The sequence below is a fragment of the Kribbella soli genome, from assembly GCF_004331345.1.
In the GTDB taxonomy this organism is placed as follows: Bacteria; Actinomycetota; Actinomycetes; order Propionibacteriales; family Kribbellaceae; genus Kribbella; species Kribbella soli.
The window spans coordinates 480,768-499,749 of record NZ_SJJZ01000002.1 but is presented as its reverse complement, the minus strand read 5'-3'; the positions used below and the strand labels follow the sequence as shown (position 1 = coordinate 499,749).

Sequence of the window (18,982 nt, the reverse complement as noted above, 5' to 3'; positions counted from 1 at the left end):
AGGGTTTTGGCACGGTGGTGCGTCTGGCCCAGATTGGTCGTCCGATCCGCCCGCGACGTGGGTACTGTTCCTCGGACGCCTCACTCGGGGAGCATCCCTTGACGCACGATCGCCACTCCTACGCCGAGCCGAATGTGGTTCGGACCACCCACCTCGAACTCGACCTCGCGCTCGACTTCGACGAGAACGTGCTGGCCGGTAGTGCCACGCACACCCTCGCCTGGACCGGTGCGACCAGCCGGCTCGTCCTGGACACCCGCGACCTCACGGTGCTGGGTGTCGAGGGACTGACCGCCGACGGCTGGGAGCCGCTGGAGTACAGCCTCGCGGTTCCGGACCCGGAACTCGGCTCCGCGCTCACCATCCGGACGGCGGGCAACCCGCGGGTCAAGGTCAGTTACCGGACCTCGCCGACCGCTACCGGCCTGCAGTGGCTGGAGCCGGCGATGACGGCGGGCGGCGTGATGCCGTTCATGTTCAGCCAGTCGCAGGCGATCCACGCGCGCAGCTGGGTCCCGGTGCAGGACACGCCGAGCGTGCGGTTCAGCTACGCCGCGCACGTGACGGCGCCGCCGGAGCTGATGGTGCTCATGAGCGCCGACAACGGTACGACGTCCCGCCGTACCGGCTCGTACGACGTCGTGATGCCGGAGCCGATCCCGTCGTACCTGCTGGCGATCGCCGCGGGCGATCTGGTGTTCGAGCCGCTCGGCGAGCGGTCGGGGGTGTGGGCCGAGCCCGAGATGGCGCGGCGGGCGGCGACCGAGTTCGTCGACACCGAGGAGATGATGCGGGTCACCGAGGAGCTCTTCGGCCCGTACCGCTGGGGTCGCTACGACCTGCTCGTGCTGCCGCCGTCGTTCCCGTACGGCGGTATGGAGAACCCGCGGATGACGTTCGCGACCCCGACCGTGGTGATCGGCGACAAGTCGCTGGTCAGCGTGATCGCGCACGAGCTGGCGCACAGCTGGTCCGGCAACCTCGTCACGCAGGACAGCTGGGACGACATCTGGCTCAACGAGGGCTTCACGTCGTACGTCGAGAACCGGATCGTCGAGGCTGTCTACGGGACCGAGTTCGCGGTGATGGAGACCGCGATCAAGCAGCACGCGACCGTGGTGAAGCTCGATCCGCTGACGCCGGCTGAGCTCGCGGTCGAGCTGCCGGGCCTGCACCACCGGTCCGAGTACCACGGGACGACGTCGACCGGCCCGCTGAAGGGGTCGTGGTTCCTGTCCTGGCTCGAGGAGCGGTTCACGCGGGAGGTGTTCGATCCGTTCCTGCGCGGGTACTTCGACCGGTTCGCGTTCCGCAGCATCAACACCGACAACTTCGTGGAGCACCTCCGGGAGCACCTGACCGCGCCGCATCCGGGCGTGGTGACCGAGGACGAGCTGACCGCCTGGCTGTACGAGCCGGGGATCCCGGCGTTCGCGCGGCGCGCGGTGTCGGCGCGGTTCCAGGTCGTGGACGAGGCGCGCGGCCTGTGGCTGACGACGGGCGAGCTGCCGCACGGCGCGGAGCGGTGGACGACGCAGGAGTGGTTGCGGTTCCTCGACGCGGCTCCCGACGTACTGAGTCCGCTGCTGCTGCAGCAGCTTGACCGTGCGTTCGGCCTGACCGGCACGGCGAACGGTGAGATCGCGCGGCGCTGGTACCAGATCGTTGCCGCGAGCAGCTACGAGGCGTCGTACGCCGAGATGGCCGAGTTCCTGACCAAGGTCGGCCGGATGAAGCTCGTCCTCCCGGTGTACCAGGCGCTGGCCGGCACCGACCGGGCGTTCGCCGCGGAGGTCTTCGCCAAGGCGCGCCCCGGGTACCACCCGATCACGACCGCGGCGGTGCAGAAGATCCTGGGCCAGTAGACTGGGTCTTATGATGACGCGAATTCCTGACGGGAGGATCGATCCCGCTGCTCGATGAGCGGGATCCGGGTGCGGAGCCGCAAGGACCTCAAGCACCAACGCCGCCGCAGGTCCCACTCGTGCTGGGACCATCTGCTGATCGCGCCGCTCTGGCCGATGTACGACGTGAACCTCGGGACGCTGCTCCGGACCTGTGACGCGGTCGGCGCGTGTCTCGCCGTACCGAAGCTGCCGTGGGTGCCGGATGCGCTTGCCAAGGGCAACACGCTGCGCAGACGGACCTGCGTGCACTGGACCGGCCACGATCCGGTGCGCTGGCTGATCGATCAGCGGAGCCGACCGGACACGACGGTGATCGGGGTCGAGTTGGCCGACGAGGCGATCCGGCTGGCTGATCTGCCGCCGGCGCGGAACCGGACGATCGCCGTTCTCGGGCACGAACGGACCGGGATCCCGCCTGAGGCGGTCGACGAGTTGGACGTCGTCGTCGAGATCCCGATGATCGGGACCGGCGCCAGCCTCAACGTCGCGGTCGCGGGTTCGCTCGTGCTGTACCGGCTGGCCGGGCTGCTATAGGTCGAGCGTCCGACGGTGCATCTCGTACTGCGGGCGGTAGCCGAGACGGTCGTTGGTACGCCGCATGGCCGTGTTGGTGTCGACCGTGTCGGTGAGCAGGCCGTCGAGATCGGGGAACCGGCGACGGGTCTCGTGGATCTGGGCGGCCTTCATCCACAGGGCGAGCCCGCGGCCGCGATGCTCGGGGAGGACGGCGGTGCCGTAGTTCTGCCCGTCGCCCTTCCCGTCACCTGCGACGACGACCTCGGTGAAGCCGGCGATGCGGCCCGTGCCGTCGACCGCCGCGACGACCGTGAGACGCTCGCCGCGCTGCTCGATCAGCTGTGCGGCGTGCCTGGTCCGCTCGACGTCCCAGACGTCGACGCCGGCGTCGATCGTGCCTGACGGCGCGTCGTTCATCCCTGCGCGCGCATCGGTGAAGGTCTGCAGCAGTTCCTCCGGCACCACGCCTTCCCAGGACACCAGCCGGTAGCCCGGGACCTCCGGTACGTCGGGAGTCCTTGTCGACAGATCGAGCCGCGCGTAGATCAGCGTCAGACCGATGACGAACCCGTGCCGCTGGAGGAAACGGTCGCCGACCGAGTTGACGTCGACGTCCGTGATCAGCGTCCGCACGTCGTGCTCGCGCGCGCCGGTGACGACGGCGCCGAGCAGCAGCGACCCGATCCCGCGGCCGCGCTCGGCCGGGTGCACGTTGATCTCCAGGTCGCCGAGGTGCGCCTGTGCCTTGCGGCTGTTGAGCCGCAGGAACGCGGAACCGACCGGCGTACCGTCAGCCTGTGCGGCCAGCCAGGCGATCCGGCGGCTGAACGGCTTGTAGTCGGGATCTGTCAGGGGAATCAGTCGGATGCTCAAGCCGTCAACATAACGCTGTCCCGGGATCACGTGCCGCGTGGCGATCGATCCGCTACCGTGGCGCGCAGGCCGAACGGGGAGCGGGGAGAGGAGCCAGGGTGGAGCAGCTGGACGAGGACGCCCGCCGGGACCGGATGGTCCGCACGATCGGTGCCGATCACATTGCGCTCCGCGAGCAGGTTCTCGCGGAACTGCGCCGGCGGATCGTGGACGGTGAGTACCACGAGGGCGAGCGGCTGACCGAGACCCGGCTGGCGGACGACTTCGGGGTGTCGCGGAATCCGGTCCGGGAAGCATTGCGGGTGGTCGAGGCCGAAGGCTTCGTGCAGATCCTTCCGCGCCGGGGCGCGGTCGTCGCGACCCTCGACGAGACTGCGGTCCGGGACCTGTTCGCCGTACGGCAGCAACTCGAGACGCTCGCTGCCGGCCTCGCGGCGGAGCGGGCCACGCCCGAGGGGATCGCGACGCTGCGCCGGCTGGTCGAGGAGGCGAACGTGGCCGCCAAGGCCGAGAACTTCGACCGGGTCGCGGAGCTCAACAGCGCGTTCCACCGGGCCGTGATCGAGGTCAGCGGGAACCGTTGGCTGCACTCGATCTCGGCCGCGATGTATCACCACGTGCACTGGGTGTTCCGGGTCGGCGCGGCCCAGCGGGCACCGCACTCGACCGAGGAGCACATGCGGCTGGTCGAGGCGATCGAGGCAGGCGACGCGGCGGCCGCGAGTACGGCCGCCCGCCTGCACGTCGAGGCCGCGGCGAAGGCAGCGCTCGGCCCGAAGGCCTGACTCAGCGTCCGACCGCGTACCCCTGCATACCGCGTGGGTTGGCCGCGGCAGCCAGGACGCCGTCCGCTTCCTTCCGTACGGCGCAGAGCCGGCCGAGGCTCCACGGATCGGACTCGGTCACGACGTGCCCACGTCGTACCAGTTCGTCGAGGACGCCCTTGCCGACCCGGCTCTCGATCACGAGCCCACCTGGTTCGGTGGCGCGCGGATAGAACGAGGACGGGAAGCCGGTCGTGTGCCACGCGGGCGCGTCGATCGCCTCCTGCAGGTCCAAGCCGGCACCCAGGTGCCGGAGCAGGAAGAGCAGCTGCCACTGGTCCTGCTGGTCACCGCCAGGCGATCCGCAGGCCATGATCGGCTCGCCGTCGCGGAGCACGAGGGTCGGCGTCAGCGTCGTGCGGGGCCGCTTGCCGGGCGCGAGCGAGGCCGGGAGCCCTTCCTCGAGCCAGAACATCTGCGCGCGGCTGCCGAGACAGAACCCGAGCTCGGGAATCGTCGGCGACGACTGCAGCCAGCCGCCGCTGGGCGTCGCCGAGATCATGTTGCCCCAGCGGTCGACCACGTCGACGTGGCAGGTATCGCCGCGCGTCTCGCCGACCGGGGAAACGGTCGGCTCACCGGTCGTCGCGTCGCCCGTCTCGTTGCCGGTAGCAATTGACGGCAGCTTCGGGGTGCGCCCGTCGGGGCTGCCCGGGCGGAGGTCCAGCGCGGCGTCCGAGCCGATCAGCTTCGCGCGCTCGGCGGCGTAAGCGGGGGAGAGGAGCGTGGCGAGCGGTACGTCGGCGCCGTCGCCGTACCAGGCCTCGCGGTCGGCGTACGACAGCTTCATCACCTCGACCGTCGTGTGCACGCCCTCGGCGGTGTCGAGGTCGACGTTGCCGAGCTCCGCGAGTACGGCGAGGGACTGGAGCAGGGCGGGGCCCTGACCCCACGGACCGGTCTTGGCGACGGTGTACCCGTTCCAGTCGTACGTCGCCGCGTCCTCCCAGGTCGCCTCGAACGCGGCCAGGTCGTCGCCCGTGATCAGGCCGGCGTGGTCCTCGCCGCTGGAGTCGCGATGTGGAAGTCGCGAGAACTTGTCGATCGCCTCCGCGACGAACCCTTCCCGCCAGGTCCTCCGCGCCTGCTCGATCTGCGCCTGCCGGTCGGCTCCGGCCGCCTCGCCCTCGCTGACGAGCTTCTCGAGCGTCGCGGCGTACGCCTCATTGCTGAACCGGCCGGTCACGGGGCTGCCGTCCTTGAGCCAGAGCGCGGCGGACGTCGGCCAGTGCTTCTCGAAGAGCTGCTGCACGGTGCTGATGGTGTCGGCGATCCGCGGCACGAGCGGGTGCCCGTTACGGGCGTAGTCGATCGCGGGCTCGAGTACGACGCTCAACGGCAGGGTGCCGTGATCGCGCAGCAGAAGCAGCCAGGCGTCGACCGCGCCGGGAACCGTGGCCGCGAGCGGACCGGAGCCGGGTACCAGCGTCAGGCCGAGTGACCGGTAGTGCTCGATGGTCGCACCGGCCGGCGCGACGCCCTGACCAGACAGCACCCGCGGCGTTGGGTCGTCGGCGGTCGCGATGATCGCCGGAACCTCACCGCCTGGGCCGTTGAGGTGCGGCTCGACCACGTGCAGCACGAACCCGGCCGCGGCACCCGCGTCGAACGCGTTGCCGCCCAGCTCGAGGATCCGCATGGCCGACTGCGACGCCAGCCAATGCGTGGACGAAACCATCCCGAACGTGCCACGCAGCGTAGGCCGGGTGGTGAACGTCATGGGGCAACTCCTTCAGTTGGTCGTACGTCGGGGCCGGTGCCGTCGTCGTTGACGAGGTGACAGGCGACCTGGTGTCCACCTTCGCCGATCGTCCGTCGTTCTGGGACGACTGTCCGGCATGTGTCCACCGCCACCGGGCAGCGGGTGTGGAAGCGGCAGCCGGGCGGCGGGTCGATCGCCGACGGGAGGTCGTCGCCGAGCAGGACAGGTCGGCGGGCGCGCTGCTCGGCAGGATCGGGTACGGGCGCCGCGGACAGGAGCGCCTGCGTGTACGGGTGGGCCGGCTTCCCGAAGATCCTCGCGCGGGGACCTTGCTCGACGAGCTGGCCGAGGTACATCACCGCGACCTCGTCGGCGAGGTACTCGACGGCGGACAGGTCGTGGGTGATGAACAAGCACGCGAACCCGAGATCACGCTGGAGGTCGGCGAGCAGATTGAGTACGGAGGCCTGCACCGAGACGTCCAGCGCACTGGTCGGCTCGTCCGCAACCAGCAACCGCGGTTCGGAGATCAGTGCACGGGCGATGCTGACCCGTTGCCGCTGACCGCCGGACAGTTCGTGTGGTGCGCGCTGCGCGACCTCCGGGCGGAGGCCGACCCGGCGCAGTGACTCGGAGACCTTGGTGGAGATGTCCTTGCGGCGCATCAGGCGGAGTGGTTCGCCGACGATGTCGCCGACGGACAGCCGCGGATCGAGCGAGCCGGCCGGGTCCTGGAACACGATGGACACGTCGCGGCGGTGAGGCCGGAGCTGGCGGCGGCTGAGGTGGGTGATGTCGGCGTCGGCAAGGCGAACGGTTCCGCCGGTCGGTTCGAGCAGCCTGACGATGCAGCGGCCGACGGTCGACTTGCCGGAGCCGCTCTCACCGACGAGCGCGACGACCGTTCCTTGCCGGATCCGGAGCGTCACGCCGTCGACGGCCCGCACAGGACCGAAGTGCATGACGAGATCCTCGACCTCGAGGGCGTAGCCGGTCACGGGGCCTCCCGGCCTGGACTGAGGAGCGGAGGGAGCGAAGCGACCGGAGCGACGAGGGAAGGCCGGGAGTCACAGCCCCGTGACCCCTGCGCCGGAGGCGCGGCGTTCAACACAGTCATCAGACCTCCACTCGTTCGCGCACAGGGTTCCAGCACGCCACTCGATGCGGACCGTCGGTGAGCTGCGGCTGGGACGACGTACAGGTGTCGATGGCTCGTGGGCAGCGGTCGGCGAACGTGCAGGCGTCGGGTTGCTCGGTGAGGACCGGGACCAGGCCGGGAATCTCGTTCAGTCGTTGGGATTCCGCGTGCCGGCCGGCGGCGGGGGAGGCGCCGAGCAGTCCGACGGTGTACGGGTGCTCCGGGTGTGCGAACAGGTCATGGACTTCGGCGGTCTCCACGACGCGTCCGGCGTACATCACCGCGACCCGATCGGCGAGATCGGCGACGACACCGAGGTCGTGCGTGATCAGCACGATGCTGGTGCCGAGCCGTTCGCGAAGACCACGCAGTACGTCGAGAATGCCGGCCTGGATCGTGACGTCGAGAGCGGTGGTCGGCTCGTCGGCGATCAGCACCTTCGGGTCGCAGGCGACCGCCATCGCGATCATCACGCGTTGCCGCATGCCGCCGGACAGCTGGTGCGGATAGTCGCCGACGCGTCGCTCGGCGGACGGGATGCCGACGAGCTTGAGCAGCTCGATCGCCCGGGCGTGCGCCGCCTGGCGGTTGAGGCCGATGTGCGTCCGCAGTACCTCGATGATCTGGTGGCCGACGGTGAAGACCGGGTTCAGCGAGGTCATGGGCTCCTGGAAGATGTACGCGACCTCGCGGCCGCGGATCGAGCGGAGCGTGCGCTTGTCGGCGCCGATCAGTTCGGTGCCGTCGAGCTCGACCGAGCCGTTGACGGTCGCCGTACGGGGGAGCAGGCCGGCGATGCTCATCGCCGTCACGCTCTTGCCACAGCCGGACTCGCCGACTACGGCGAGCACCTCGCCGGCAGTGACCTCGAAGCTGACCCGATCGACCGCCGACACCGGCCCGTCCTCGGTGCGGAACGTGACGGACAAGTCTTTGACTGCCAGAACTGGTTTCATCGGCGGCTCGCCTTCGGGTCGAGGGCGTCGCGGAGGCTGTCGCCGACGATGTTGAACGCCAGCGTGAGCAGCATGATCGCGACACCGGGCATCACCGCGGCCCACGGCGCCCTGGACGCGAACTGCTGCGCGTCGGCGAGCATCGTGCCGAGGCTCGGAGCGGGTGGCTGGATGCCGAGGCCGAGGAACGACAGCACGGCCTCACCGAGGATCGCCGCCGGGATGCCGACGGTGGCCTGGACGATGATCGCGGAGCCGGCGTTCGGGAAGATGTGCCGCCCCAGGACCCAGGCGTCACTCGCGCCCTCGACGATCGCCGCGGCGACGAAGTCGAGCGACTTGATCCGCAGCGTCTCCGACCGGACGATCCGGATCATGCCGGGGATCTGCGCGATGCCGATCGCGATCGCCGCGTTGCCGAGGCTCGCGCCGCGGATCGCGGCCAGCCCGACCGCGAGGATCAGGAACGGGAACGCCAGCACCAGGTCGGTGAGCCGGGAGATGAGCGCGTCGACGGTCCGGAAGTACCCGGCGATCAGCCCGAGCGGTACGCCGACGACCAGCGAGAACGCGACCGCGAGGACACCGACGTGCAGGGACGCCCGGAGCCCGAACATGATCCGCGAGAGCACGTCGCGGCCGAGGTCGTCGGTGCCGAGCAGGTATCCGGCGGTGCCCGGTGGGGCGAACGCGCGGTCGAGGTGGGTCTGGGTGGGTTCGTGCGGGGCCAGCCAGTTGGCGAACACGGCGAGGATCACCGCGATTGCTAGCACTGCTAGCCCGGTGAGAGCGAGCGGGTTGTGCAGGATCCGGCGTACCACTCGACGGCGGTTGCTGCGGAGCGGGGCCGTCACGGCCTCGGTGACTTCGGCGACTGCCATCAGGCCTCCCCTCGCACGCGGATGCGCGGATCGATGACGGAGTACAGGAGGTCGACCAGCAGATTGATGACGATGTACGCCGTCGCGGTCACCAGGACGACCGCCTGGATGACGGGGTAGTCGCGCTGGAAGACGGCGTCGACCGTGAGCTTGCCGAAACCGGGGAGCGCGAAGATCCGCTCGGTGACGACGGCTCCGGAGATCAGCGCGCCCAGCTGGAGGCCGACGATCGTGACGACCACGATCAGGCTGTTGCGCAGGGCATGCTTTCCGACGACTGCCTTGGGCGAGAGGCCTTTGGCTTCCGCCGTACGGATGTAGTCGGCGGACAGCGCGTCGAGCATCGATGACCTGGTCTGGCGCATGATGACGGCGGAGAGGCCGGTGCCGAGAATCAGCGCCGGGAGGATGAGGTGGTGGAGGTTCGCCACCGGATCGGTGAAGAACGGGACGAAGCCGGAGGCGGGGAAGAGACCGAGCGCGACGGACAGGTACAGGATCGCCATCAGACCCAGCCAGAAGTGCGGCACCGACAGGCCTAGCAGTGCTAGCGCGTTCGCGGCCCATTCCGCCGGCCGCCCACGGCGTACGGCGGCGATCACCCCGGCCCCGACCCCGATCACGCTCGCAATCAGGATCGCCAGCACCGACAGCTCGATCGTCACCGGCAGCGCGCTGACGATCATCGACCGCACCGGCGTACCGGTCCGGATCGACTCCCCGAGATCACCGCGCGCCGCGTGACTCACGAACTGCCAGAACTGCACGAGCCACGACTGGTCCAGCCCGTACTGCTGCCGGATCGCCCGCAGCGACTCCGGATCCCGATCCTCACCCGCAAGCGCCAGCGCCGGATCGCCCGGCAACGCCCGCACCCCGGCGAACACCACGATCGTCGCGAGCACGAGCGTCACCGCGGACTGCCACAACCGATTGAGGAGGTACCGCCTCACTTCGCGAATCCTGCGAAGGCCGTGCGGATCACGCCGTCCGGGTAGACCTGGATGCCGAGGAGCTTCTTGGAGACGCCGGTCAGGTTGCGCTGGCGGTACATGTAGATGATCGGGTCGTCCTGCTGCAGCAAGGTGGTGACCTGGCCGTACAGCTTCACGCGCTCGGCCTGGTCGGTGGACTGGCGCGCGTCGGTGAGCAGCTTGTCGAGAGCCGGGTTGCTGTAGCCGGAGACGTTCTGGCTGCCGGTCGTGCCGACGAAGTTGAAGATGTTCGCGTCCGGGTCGACCCGTCCCGACCAGCCGAGCTGCAGCAGCTCGAAGTCACCACGGTCCTGCTGATCCAGCAGAGCGGCGTACTCGACCGGCTTGATGACCAGGTCGAACCCGGCGTCCTTCACCATCCCCTGCAGCGCCTGCGCGAGCCGCAGACTGTCCGGGTTGTTCGACGTGACCATCTCGACCTTGTACGGCGTAGTCACGCCGGCGTCGGCGAGCAACTGCTTCGCCTTCGCGGGATCGTGCGCCGGGCACACCTGCGCCGCGTCGGAGGTGAACTCGCTCTTCGGCGAGATCGGCGAACAGGCGACCGTGTTGAGCCCGTTGAAGATCGACTTCACGAGCGCTTCCCGATCGATCGCCAGCGCCAGCGCCTGCCGTACCTTCGGGTCCTTCGCGATCGGGGTGTCGAGCTGCTTGAGCGGGTTGCCGATCCCGTTGGCGTTCCCGACGTTGATGGTCAGTCCCTGGTACCCGAGCGACTGCGACTGCAGCACGCTGACGCTGTCGTCCTTCTGCAGCGTCGGCGCGTCCTGCGACGACAGCGAGTCCGCGACCTGCGCGTCCCCGGACTTCAGGTTCGCCGAGCGGATGCTGGAGTCGGTGATGATCCGGTACTCGATGGCGTCCAGGTGCACCTTGGCGGCGTCGTAGTACTGCGGGTCCTTGACGACCTTGATCGAGTTCTGCGCGACCCGGCTGGCGAACTTGAACGGGCCGACGCAGACCGGCGCGTTGGAGAAGTTCGCACCGAGCTTCGCGACCGCGGCCGGGCTGAGCACCATCCCGGCCCGGTCGGCCAGCGCGGCGGTCAGCGGAGCGAACGGCTTCGAGAGCTTGATGACGACGGTCTTCGGGTCCGGCGTCTCGATCGAGGTGACCGGGCCGAGCTCGCTCTTGCGCGCCGAGCCGGCCAGCGTGAGATCGCGGTTCAGCGAGATCTTGACCGCGTTCGAGTCGAACGTGCCGCCGTCGGCGAACTTCACGCCCTCCTTCAGCGGGATCGTCAGGCTGAGCCCGTCGGACGAGATCGTGGGCAGCGCGGTCGCGAGCTGCGGGACCAGCTTGGCGTCCGGGCCGAGGTCGTACAGCTTCTCGCACATGGTGTGGAAGACGTACCGCGAGTACAGGCTGCGCGACAGTGTCGGGTCGAGCTTGTCGGGGTCGGCGGAGAGCGCGACCGTCAGCGTGCCGCCCTGCTTCACCTGCGCCGCGTCGGCGGCCTCGCCGAACACGTCCTGCCCGGCTGACGACTGCCCGTTCGACGGATTGTCACCGCCGCTCGGCTCGACCGGCGAGCAGGCCGTCCCGACGAGGGCCACCGCAAGGACGGCCGCGCCGATCCCAGCCGCGGTACGACGGCGGGTGCCGGAGATGAAACGGTTCAGTGGGAGTCGACGAGTCATCGCGGTTGCTCCTGGGTAGGCGGGTTCTTGTCGACTGTTTCATGTATACAAGCGTGGTGCGCAAGTGATTCGGCGAGTTTGACTGAACCTTTTACGACCGCCCGACGTACCTCGTGACGGACCGCTCTGTGCCGCGCCCTTGGCCAACCCTTCAGTTGGGTCGGCCAAGGGCGCGGCGGTGGTCAGCCGGTGACCGGGTAGGTGAGCGTTCCGGTCGGGACGGTGTGGTTGCCGAGAGCAATCGCCATCAGGTTCGGGCCGTCGTACTGCGGGTGATGGATGCCGAACCCGGTCGCCTGCCGGAAACCGAACCGTGGGTAGTACTCCGCGTGGCCGAGGACGACGGCCGCAGGCTCAGGCCGGTCACGCGCCGTCGCCAAAGCGGTCCGTACGGCGGCCCCACCGGCGCCTCGCCGTTGGTACGCCGGAAGCACGGCGACCGGTCCGAGCGAGAGGACCGGTACGTCGTCGACGTGACAACGCGTGAGGAGGGCGTAGGCGATCGGCTCGTCGTCGGACGTGGTGGCGACGAACGAGAGCCCGGGGATCCAGGCGACTGTGTCGGCGCGGAGCGCGTCCAGGAAGTCGACCTCGAACTGCCGGCCGAAGGCGTCGCGGGTCAGGTCGCGGAGAGGTTCGATGTCGGACTGTGTCTCGACACGGGTGTTCCAGGTGATGGACAACGAAGGTCCCTTTCGGAGGTTCAGTGGATGAGTTGACTGACCGATGGCGCTGTCGGACGTGCCGCAGCGCGGGCTGACGCGGTCATCAACTCACCTCCTCCTTCTCCTGAAGTCGCGGCCAACTTTAGCCGAGTGCGACGCGTCTATCACCTTGAATTCGTCAGCTGAACAAGGGGAACTTCAGTGAACCGTAAGTGTGCAGGCAGTTGGAGAAGGTACGCCATGGGGGCTGGTGTGGTCGCCGCACTCCTGACGAGCGCCGCGTGCGGGTCCGCCAATGCGTCGGACGGAAGCAAGCCCTCGGACCAGCAGAGCGCCACGACCTCGGCCAGCGCAACGACGTCGTCGAATCCGACCTCCTCGAGTCCGGTGGAGTCGACGAAACCGGCGGCATCGACTTCGACTGCGACGCCGTCGAAGAAGCCCACCGACGACGCCGGCGTCGACCTGTGCACCATGGCGGACCTGGCCTTCACCGTCACGAACTACGACGGGCCGGGCGAAGAGGTTCGGCACCTGATGCTCGTGGCGACCAACAAGAGCGCCAAGAAGTGCGACGTACAGAACTATCCCGAGGTCACACTCGGCGACGCCAAGGGCTACGCCCCGGTCAAGGAGGGCACCAACCCTGACGAGGCAGTCACCCTCGCTCCTGGTGAGAAGGCGTACGCCGGCATCCTCGCGACCGGCGGCAAGATGGACACCTATTCCGTGAAGTTCATGACCGTCGGTCTCGGTAGCCCCGGCGGCGAGGCCGAGGCGGAGAAGCCGGTCAAGGTGAAGATGCCTGTCACCTCGTTCGAGGCCGACGACGGCCAGCGCGTCACGTACTGGGCGGGCACCGAGGGCCTCGCCATGCGTCCCGTCACCCAGTCCTGACGAACTCCACCGGTCTCACCACTCGACAACCAGCGGATCCTTGGACGGCGGACCAGCCGGAATCCACACCTCGTCAACGAGCCGGTACGGATGCCAGCGACCGCCACGGTCCAGTCGGAGCTGGATGTCGGCGCCCAGCGTCAACTGGTTCGCCGACGTACTGATGGTCAGGTCGTCGTCCGCGGCGAGCAGCTCGGTCCGCGCTCGGTTGAGCTCGGCCGGGTCGGGCGTCCAGGTGTGCTCGAGTACGTCGAGACCGGGCGCGCCGCCGTACTGCCAGGCTTGGATGCCGGGGGCAAGGTTCCGGCCGGTGGACTCGGTCAGTGTCGTGACGAGTTGCGGGAAGTCCGTTGCCAGGCGGACGGCGTCCTGCCAGTCGTCGAGCTGCTGTGGTTCGGCGGTGCCGTGGAGGAGCGCGTTCAGGATCGAGCGGGCTCGGCGGGCGGCGTCGAGCACGAGCAACTGGAGCACCTGCGGGCCGAGGTCGCCGGGTGGTTCGATTCCCGCAACCGGGAGCTCGTCGAGGGCAACCCTCGCCGGGAGATCGGGTGGCTCTGGCAGATCGCCGGGCGTGCTGTCCAGTACGTCGGTGACGGGCACGCCGGCCTCGACGGGCTGGGTCGACGAGGCCTGCAGTTCGTCGAGGAGAGCTTCGCGGGTGCGGCCGCGGAGGAGCAGCAGGACGAACGGGTCGGCGTCGAGGAGCCACGCGACCTGGTAGCACAGGGCGGCCGCGTGCTGACAGGGGAGTTCCCAGGCGTCGCACGTACAGCTCGGATCGAGATCGCCGATACCCGGCAGCAGCGTAACGCCGGCGTCGGATGCTGCTTCGACCAGGTTGTGCGGCATCTCGCCGTCGAGCAACGCCGCGATGTGGCCGGCCCGCGAGGCAACTTGCTCGTGGAAGCGGTGCCAGTCGTCATCGCTCAGTTGGTCGACGTGGACCACGGACTCGTACGTGTCCTCGGGTGAGTAGACAGTGGCCGCGATCCGTCCGGGGCTGACGGTGATCGTGCCGACCTGTCCGGAGTTCGCGTACCGGCGGCCCTTGCGCAGCTGACCGTTGTCCAGCGACGTGTCCTCCATCGCCTGGACCCAGGCCTTGGCCCACCACGACCGGCCCCGAGTACTGCGGTGCTGGGCCGCGAAGGCCGGGAAGCCTTGTGCCTCAGTCATCGCGCACCTCCTCGCAGCTGCACCAGATCGGCCAGTTCGGCGTCGGAGAGCTCGGTCAGTGCCGCCTCGCCGCCGGACAGCACGGCCTCGGCCAGCTCGCGTTTGGCAGCGAGCATTCCGGCGATCCGGTCCTCGATGGTGCCTTCGGCAATCAATCGGTGGACCTGCACCGGCCGGGTCTGGCCGATCCGGTACGCCCGGTCGGTCGCCTGGTCCTCGACCGCGGGATTCCACCAGCGGTCGAAATGCACGACGTGATCCGCGCGAGTCAGATTCAGCCCGGTCCCGGCCGCCTTCAACGACAGCAGGAACACGCGTACTTCACCCGCCTGGAACCGGTCGACCATGTCCTCACGCCGGGCGACCGGGGTGCCGCCGTGCAGCAGTTGGGTCGGGATGCCGCGCTCGGCGAGGTGCCGTTCGAGCAGTCGCGCCATCGCGACGTACTGCGTGAAGACGAGCACGGCACCGTCCTCGGCGACAATCGTCTCGAGCAGTTCGTCGAGCAGTTCGAGCTTGCCCGAACGGCCGGTCAGCCGCGCGTCGGCGGGTTCCTTCAGGTACTGCGCGGGGTGGTTGCAGATCTGCTTCAAGCCGGTCAGGAGCTTCACGATCAGTCCGCGCCGCGCCATCCGGTCACTCGCCTGGACCTCCGCCATCAGCTCGCGCACCGTTGCCTCGTACAACACGACCTGCTCGCGGGTGAGCGACACCGCCTGGTCCGTCTCGGTCTTCGGCGGCAGCTCGGGCGCGATCCCTGGATCGGACTTCTTCCGGCGGAGCAGGAACGGTTTGACGAGTTTTGCGAGCCGCGCCGCGACCTCCTCGTCCTTGTCCGCCTCGATCGGCTGCGCCCACTGGTTGCGGAACGATCCGAGCCGGCCGAGCAGCCCGGGCGTCGTCCAGTCGAGGATCGCCCAAAGCTCGGACAGGTTGTTCTCCACCGGCGTACCGGTCAGCGCCACCCGCGCCTTGGCCGGCACAGTCCGCAGCGCCTTCGCCGTACCGGACGAGGGGTTCTTCACATGCTGCGCCTCATCCGCAACCACGAGCGCCCACGGATGCTCAGCCAGTCGTACGGCGTCCCGCCGCAGCGTCCCGTACGTCGTCAGCACGAAACCTTCCCGCGCGTCCTCGAGCGAACGTGACGTGCCGTGGAAGCGCCGTACCGGAGTGCCCGGAGCGAATCGCTGCACCTCGCGCTCCCAGTTGCCGAGCAGCGATGCCGGGCAGACGACCAGCGTCGGCCCGGCGGTATCGGCGGACTGCTGGCGGTGCAGGTGGAGCGAGATGAGCGTGATCGTCTTGCCGAGGCCCATGTCGTCGGCGAGGCAACCGCCGAGACCGAGCGACGTCATCCGGGACAGCCAGCGCAAACCGCGCAGCTGGTAGTCGCGGAGGGTCGCCTGGAGGCCGGCCGGCGCCTCGATCGGCTCGTCGGCGCGGTCCGGGTCGGCGATCCGGGCGCGGAGGTCGTCGAGCCACTTGGTGGGTGTGACGGTGATCTGCCGGCCGTCGATCTCGGTGGTCCCGGTGAGGGCGACGCCGAGCGCGTCGATCGCGGTGACGGGTTTGAGGATGCGTTCGCGGGCCTTGCGGGCGAGCTCGGGATCGATCAGCATCCACTGGTCCCGGAGCCGGACGACCGGGCGGGTCGCTTCCGCGAGCTGGTCGAGCTCGGCCTCGGTCAGAGGGTCGTCGCCGAGCGCCACCTGCCAGCTGAAGTCGAGGGTGCGATCGCCGCCGAAGAAGCTCGGGAGATCGCTGGGCGGCCCGTCCGCCGACGTGATCGCGGCGCGTGCGGTGAGCTCCCGTCCGAGGCTGCGTGGCCAGTGCAGGTCCACGCCTGCCGCGGCGAGGCGCTGCGCGGAGCCGGCCAGTAGCTCGGCCACCTCTTCGTCGGCGAGGTCCATCCGGTCCGGTACGGCGGAGTCGAGCAGGCGGCTGAGCGGTTGCCAGACGCGCGCTGCGCGACGGATCGCCAGGGTGGCGTCGATGCGTGCTCGCGGGCCGAACCCGGGGACGTCATCGGACCAGACATCGTCCGCGTCCCTGACGAGGGTGGGGTCCTTGAGGCTGTGCAGTTGGACCACGGCGGCGAAGGCGAGTGAGTCGGCCAGCTCGATGCGGAGCGAGATCCGGACGCCGGTGTCGAGTCCGGCCGACACCTCGTCGGCCCAGGTCCGCAGGCGGTCGGCGCGCTGGGGTGCGGTCGCGGTGAAGAGGTTGGTCTGATGCGCCTTCGCGGCGGCGGGGGAGCGAGGCATGCCGTCGGCCACGGCGTCGAGAAACTCCCGCAACAACTCCTCAGCAACAGGAACCCGCAAGTCGGTGAGTGGGAGTGCTCGGGCCGAGGCGGGCATTGCTTCGGCGAGGGTGAGGAGGCGGGTGACGTCGTCGGGGTCGAGGGGGCCGACCCGCCAGGCGTCGTGGCCTTCGGGGGTGACGCCGGGGAGGAGTTTGCCGCGGGCAACCAGTTGGAGGGCGACGAGGGAGGCACCACCCCAGAAGGCCGCCGCCGGGTGCGCTCCAGGCGCCCGCCGCATCCGCCCAAGGATCGGAACCGCGTCCGCCACCGGTAGCTCGACAGCCCGGACGGTGTGCCGACCCACATCGCCGACCAACTCTAGGTCGACCTGGTCGCCGACGCCGAGGGGGAGTGGGCCGTCGTCCGGATCCCAGAACGCCACTCGGCTTGTCCGCGGTGGATCAGCCGGCCGGAATACCACCGCACAACCAGCCAGCTCCTGCCCCGTGCCCACCAACCCGACAACCTTCCACTCGATAGGAACAACAACATCAGACCGGAACCGCTTCGGCGCCTTCCGTTCCAGGCTGGTCGAACTGGGTCCGGTGCAGTTCCTCGTACCGTCCGCCGGCCGCGAGGAGATCCGCATGCGTACCGCGTTCGACGATCTGCCCGGACTCGATCACGAGGATCTGGTCGGCAGCCCGAATGGTCGACAACCGGTGCGCGATCACCACCGCCGTACGACCGGAAAGCGCCTCGGTCAACGCCGCCTGCACCGCGGCCTCGTTCGTCGAGTCGAGCGCGGCGGTCGCCTCGTCGAGGATCACCACCCGCGGCTGCGCGAGCAGCAACCGGGCGATCGTCAGCCGCTGCCGCTCACCACCCGACAACCGGTACCCGCGCTCACCGACGACTGTGTCCAGCTGATCAGGCAGCGACCGGATCAACTCACCCAGACGGGCGCGCTCCAGCGCATCCCACAGATCGTCCTCCGACGCCTCGGGACGCGCGAGCAGCAGGTTCTCCCGGATCGAGTCGTGGAACAGATGCCCGTCCTGCGTGACCATCCCGAGCGTCTCCCGCAACGACTCCGCGGACACATCGCGTACGTCGACCCCGGCGAGCTTCACGGCTCCCGAGTCCACGTCGTACAACCGCGGAATCAGCTGCGCGATCGTCGACTTGCCGGCACCCGACGAGCCGACCAATGCAACCATCTGCCCCGGCTCGGCGCGGAACGAGACGTCGTGCAGCACCTCGACGCCACCGCGCGTGTCCAGCTTCGCGACCTCTTCGAGCGATGCCAGCGACACCTTGTCCGCCGACGGGTACGCGAAGCGGACGCCGGAGAACTCCACCGCCACCGGACCCTCGGGAACCCGCCCCGCGTCCGGCTTGTCCTTGATCAGCGGCTCCAGGTCCAGCACCTCGAAGACCCGCTCGAAGCTCACCAGCGCGGTCATCACCTCGAGCCGCGCACTCGCGAGCGCGGTCAACGGCGAGTACAACCGGGTGAGCAGCAACGCCATCGCGACGACCGCGCCCGCGTCGAGCTGGTCGCGCAACGCGTAGAACCCGCCCAGCCCGTACACGACCGCCAGCGCGAGCGCGGAAACCAGCGTCAGCGAGGTGACGAAGATCCACTGCACCATGGCGGTCCGCACACCGATGTCGCGCACGCGCCGCGCCCGGACCGCGAACTCGAGGGACTCGCGAGCCGGCCGCCCGAACAGCTTGACCAGCGTCGCGCCGGGCGCCGAGAACCGCTCGGTCATCTGGGTGCTCATGGTCGCGTTGTAGTCCGCTGCCTCTCGCTGCAGTCCGGCCAGCCTGGCCCCGAACCGGCGCGCAGGGATGACGAACACGGGGAGGATGACCAGCGCGAGCAGAGTGATCTGCCACGACACCCCCAGCATCACCACCAGTGTCAGCACCAGCATCACGAGGTTGCTGACGACACCGGACAGCGTGTCGCTGAACGCCCGTTGCGCACCGATCACGTCGTTGTTCAGCCGGGAGACCAGTGCGCCGGTCCGCGTGCGGGTGAAGAACGCGATCGGCATCCGCTGGATGTGGTCGAACACGGCGGTCCGCAGGTCGAGGATCAGTCCCTCGCCGATGCTCGCGGACAGCCAGCGGGTGACCATGCCCAGCCCGGCCTCCGCGACCGCGATGGCCGCGATCAGCAGCGACAGTTGCAGTACGACACTGAAGGCCTTGCCGCCGACGATCGCGTCGACCACTCGCCCGGCCAGCACCGGCGTGGCGACCGCGAGCACAGCACCGCCGATGCTGAGCACCAGGAACGAGATCAGATACCGCCGGTGGGGTCGGGCGAAGGCGAGGATTCGTCGCAGGGTCGCTCGGGAGAAGGGTCGCTTCTCGTCCTGGGCGTGCATCGCGTGGTAAAGCGAGTTCCACGCGGTCATTTCCATGCTCACAGCTGTGCTCCGCTGAATCGATCGGCTGGGACGGTCGATGATTCCGCACACCACCGACAAAACCTCACGCTAGAACCTCGACGGAACTTGAGGTCAACTGCGTACACTGTACGAAGAATA

At 69.1% G+C, this 18,982-nt stretch carries 15 protein-coding genes; 4 read left to right on the top strand and 11 right to left on the bottom strand.

The genetic code is table 11. The features are described from left to right. The first annotated feature begins 98 nt into the window (after nucleotides 1–98). The gene (locus E0H45_RS16600; protein WP_131338230.1) at nucleotides 99–1,865 is read left to right on the top strand and encodes a M1 family metallopeptidase; all 1,767 of its coding nucleotides are present in this window, start codon (nucleotides 99–101) and stop codon (nucleotides 1,863–1,865) included. Nucleotides 1,866–1,919: 54 nt separating this feature from the next. Next, nucleotides 1,920–2,441, top strand: a complete 522-nt coding sequence (locus tag E0H45_RS16595; protein ID WP_131338229.1) for a TrmH family RNA methyltransferase — start codon at nucleotides 1,920–1,922, stop codon at nucleotides 2,439–2,441. Here E0H45_RS16595 and E0H45_RS16590 read toward each other — a convergent pair. Continuing rightward, complete coding sequence (locus E0H45_RS16590) at nucleotides 2,436–3,296, bottom strand: GNAT family N-acetyltransferase (RefSeq protein ID WP_131338228.1); 861 nt, start codon at nucleotides 3,294–3,296, stop codon at nucleotides 2,436–2,438. The genes E0H45_RS16595 and E0H45_RS16590 overlap by 6 nt on opposite strands. A 98-nt stretch (nucleotides 3,297–3,394) precedes the next feature. Between E0H45_RS16590 and E0H45_RS16585 the strand changes: the two genes are divergently transcribed. Further along, nucleotides 3,395–4,081: a GntR family transcriptional regulator gene (locus tag E0H45_RS16585; protein ID WP_131338227.1), complete on the top strand. Its 687-nt coding sequence runs from the start codon at nucleotides 3,395–3,397 to the stop codon at nucleotides 4,079–4,081. 1 nt (nucleotide 4,082) lies between these two features. On the opposite strand, the gene E0H45_RS16580 is transcribed toward E0H45_RS16585, so the two are convergent. The 7 genes from E0H45_RS16580 to E0H45_RS16550 form a co-directional block, all read right to left on the bottom strand. Then, the gene (locus E0H45_RS16580) at nucleotides 4,083–5,840 is read right to left on the bottom strand and encodes a gamma-glutamyltransferase family protein (protein WP_131338226.1); all 1,758 of its coding nucleotides are present in this window, start codon (nucleotides 5,838–5,840) and stop codon (nucleotides 4,083–4,085) included. Continuing rightward, a complete protein-coding gene (locus E0H45_RS16575; RefSeq protein ID WP_202872367.1) occupies nucleotides 5,837–6,820 on the bottom strand; it encodes an ABC transporter ATP-binding protein in 984 nt (327 codons plus the stop codon). Before E0H45_RS16575 ends, E0H45_RS16580 begins: the two co-directional genes overlap by 4 nt. A 118-nt stretch (nucleotides 6,821–6,938) precedes the next feature. Next, nucleotides 6,939–7,916, bottom strand: coding sequence for an ABC transporter ATP-binding protein (locus E0H45_RS16570; RefSeq protein WP_131338225.1), 978 nt, complete (start codon nucleotides 7,914–7,916; stop codon nucleotides 6,939–6,941). After that, complete coding sequence (locus E0H45_RS16565) at nucleotides 7,913–8,797, bottom strand: ABC transporter permease (RefSeq protein WP_131338224.1); 885 nt, start codon at nucleotides 8,795–8,797, stop codon at nucleotides 7,913–7,915. The genes E0H45_RS16570 and E0H45_RS16565 overlap by 4 nt, the downstream gene beginning before the upstream one ends. Continuing rightward, complete coding sequence (locus E0H45_RS16560; protein ID WP_131338223.1) at nucleotides 8,797–9,750, bottom strand: ABC transporter permease; 954 nt, start codon at nucleotides 9,748–9,750, stop codon at nucleotides 8,797–8,799. The genes E0H45_RS16565 and E0H45_RS16560 overlap by 1 nt, the downstream gene beginning before the upstream one ends. Further along, the gene (locus E0H45_RS16555) at nucleotides 9,747–11,432 is read right to left on the bottom strand and encodes an ABC transporter substrate-binding protein (RefSeq protein WP_131338222.1); all 1,686 of its coding nucleotides are present in this window, start codon (nucleotides 11,430–11,432) and stop codon (nucleotides 9,747–9,749) included. The genes E0H45_RS16560 and E0H45_RS16555 overlap by 4 nt, the downstream gene beginning before the upstream one ends. Nucleotides 11,433–11,614: 182 nt before the next feature. Then, nucleotides 11,615–12,115 carry a GNAT family N-acetyltransferase gene (locus E0H45_RS16550; RefSeq protein WP_131338221.1) on the bottom strand — a complete coding sequence of 167 codons (501 nt, stop codon included), beginning with the start codon at nucleotides 12,113–12,115 and terminating at the stop codon, nucleotides 11,615–11,617. Nucleotides 12,116–12,337: 222 nt separating this feature from the next. On the opposite strand from E0H45_RS16550, the gene E0H45_RS16545 reads away from it, so the two are divergent. Continuing rightward, entirely contained in the window at nucleotides 12,338–12,994 is a 657-nt protein-coding gene (locus E0H45_RS16545; RefSeq protein WP_131338220.1) for a DUF4232 domain-containing protein, read from the top strand. Between the two features lie 15 nt (nucleotides 12,995–13,009). On the opposite strand, the gene E0H45_RS16540 is transcribed toward E0H45_RS16545, so the two are convergent. The 3 genes from E0H45_RS16540 to E0H45_RS16530 form a co-directional block, all read right to left on the bottom strand. Next, entirely contained in the window at nucleotides 13,010–14,170 is a 1,161-nt protein-coding gene (locus E0H45_RS16540; RefSeq protein ID WP_131338219.1) for an SWIM zinc finger family protein, read from the bottom strand. Then, nucleotides 14,167–16,860 carry a DEAD/DEAH box helicase gene (locus E0H45_RS16535; RefSeq protein ID WP_238155048.1) on the bottom strand — a complete coding sequence of 898 codons (2,694 nt, stop codon included), beginning with the start codon at nucleotides 16,858–16,860 and terminating at the stop codon, nucleotides 14,167–14,169. The genes E0H45_RS16540 and E0H45_RS16535 overlap by 4 nt, the downstream gene beginning before the upstream one ends. A 109-nt stretch (nucleotides 16,861–16,969) precedes the next feature. Then, complete coding sequence (locus E0H45_RS16530) at nucleotides 16,970–18,850, bottom strand: ABC transporter ATP-binding protein (protein ID WP_202872458.1); 1,881 nt, start codon at nucleotides 18,848–18,850, stop codon at nucleotides 16,970–16,972. Nucleotides 18,851–18,982: the final 132 nt, after the last annotated feature.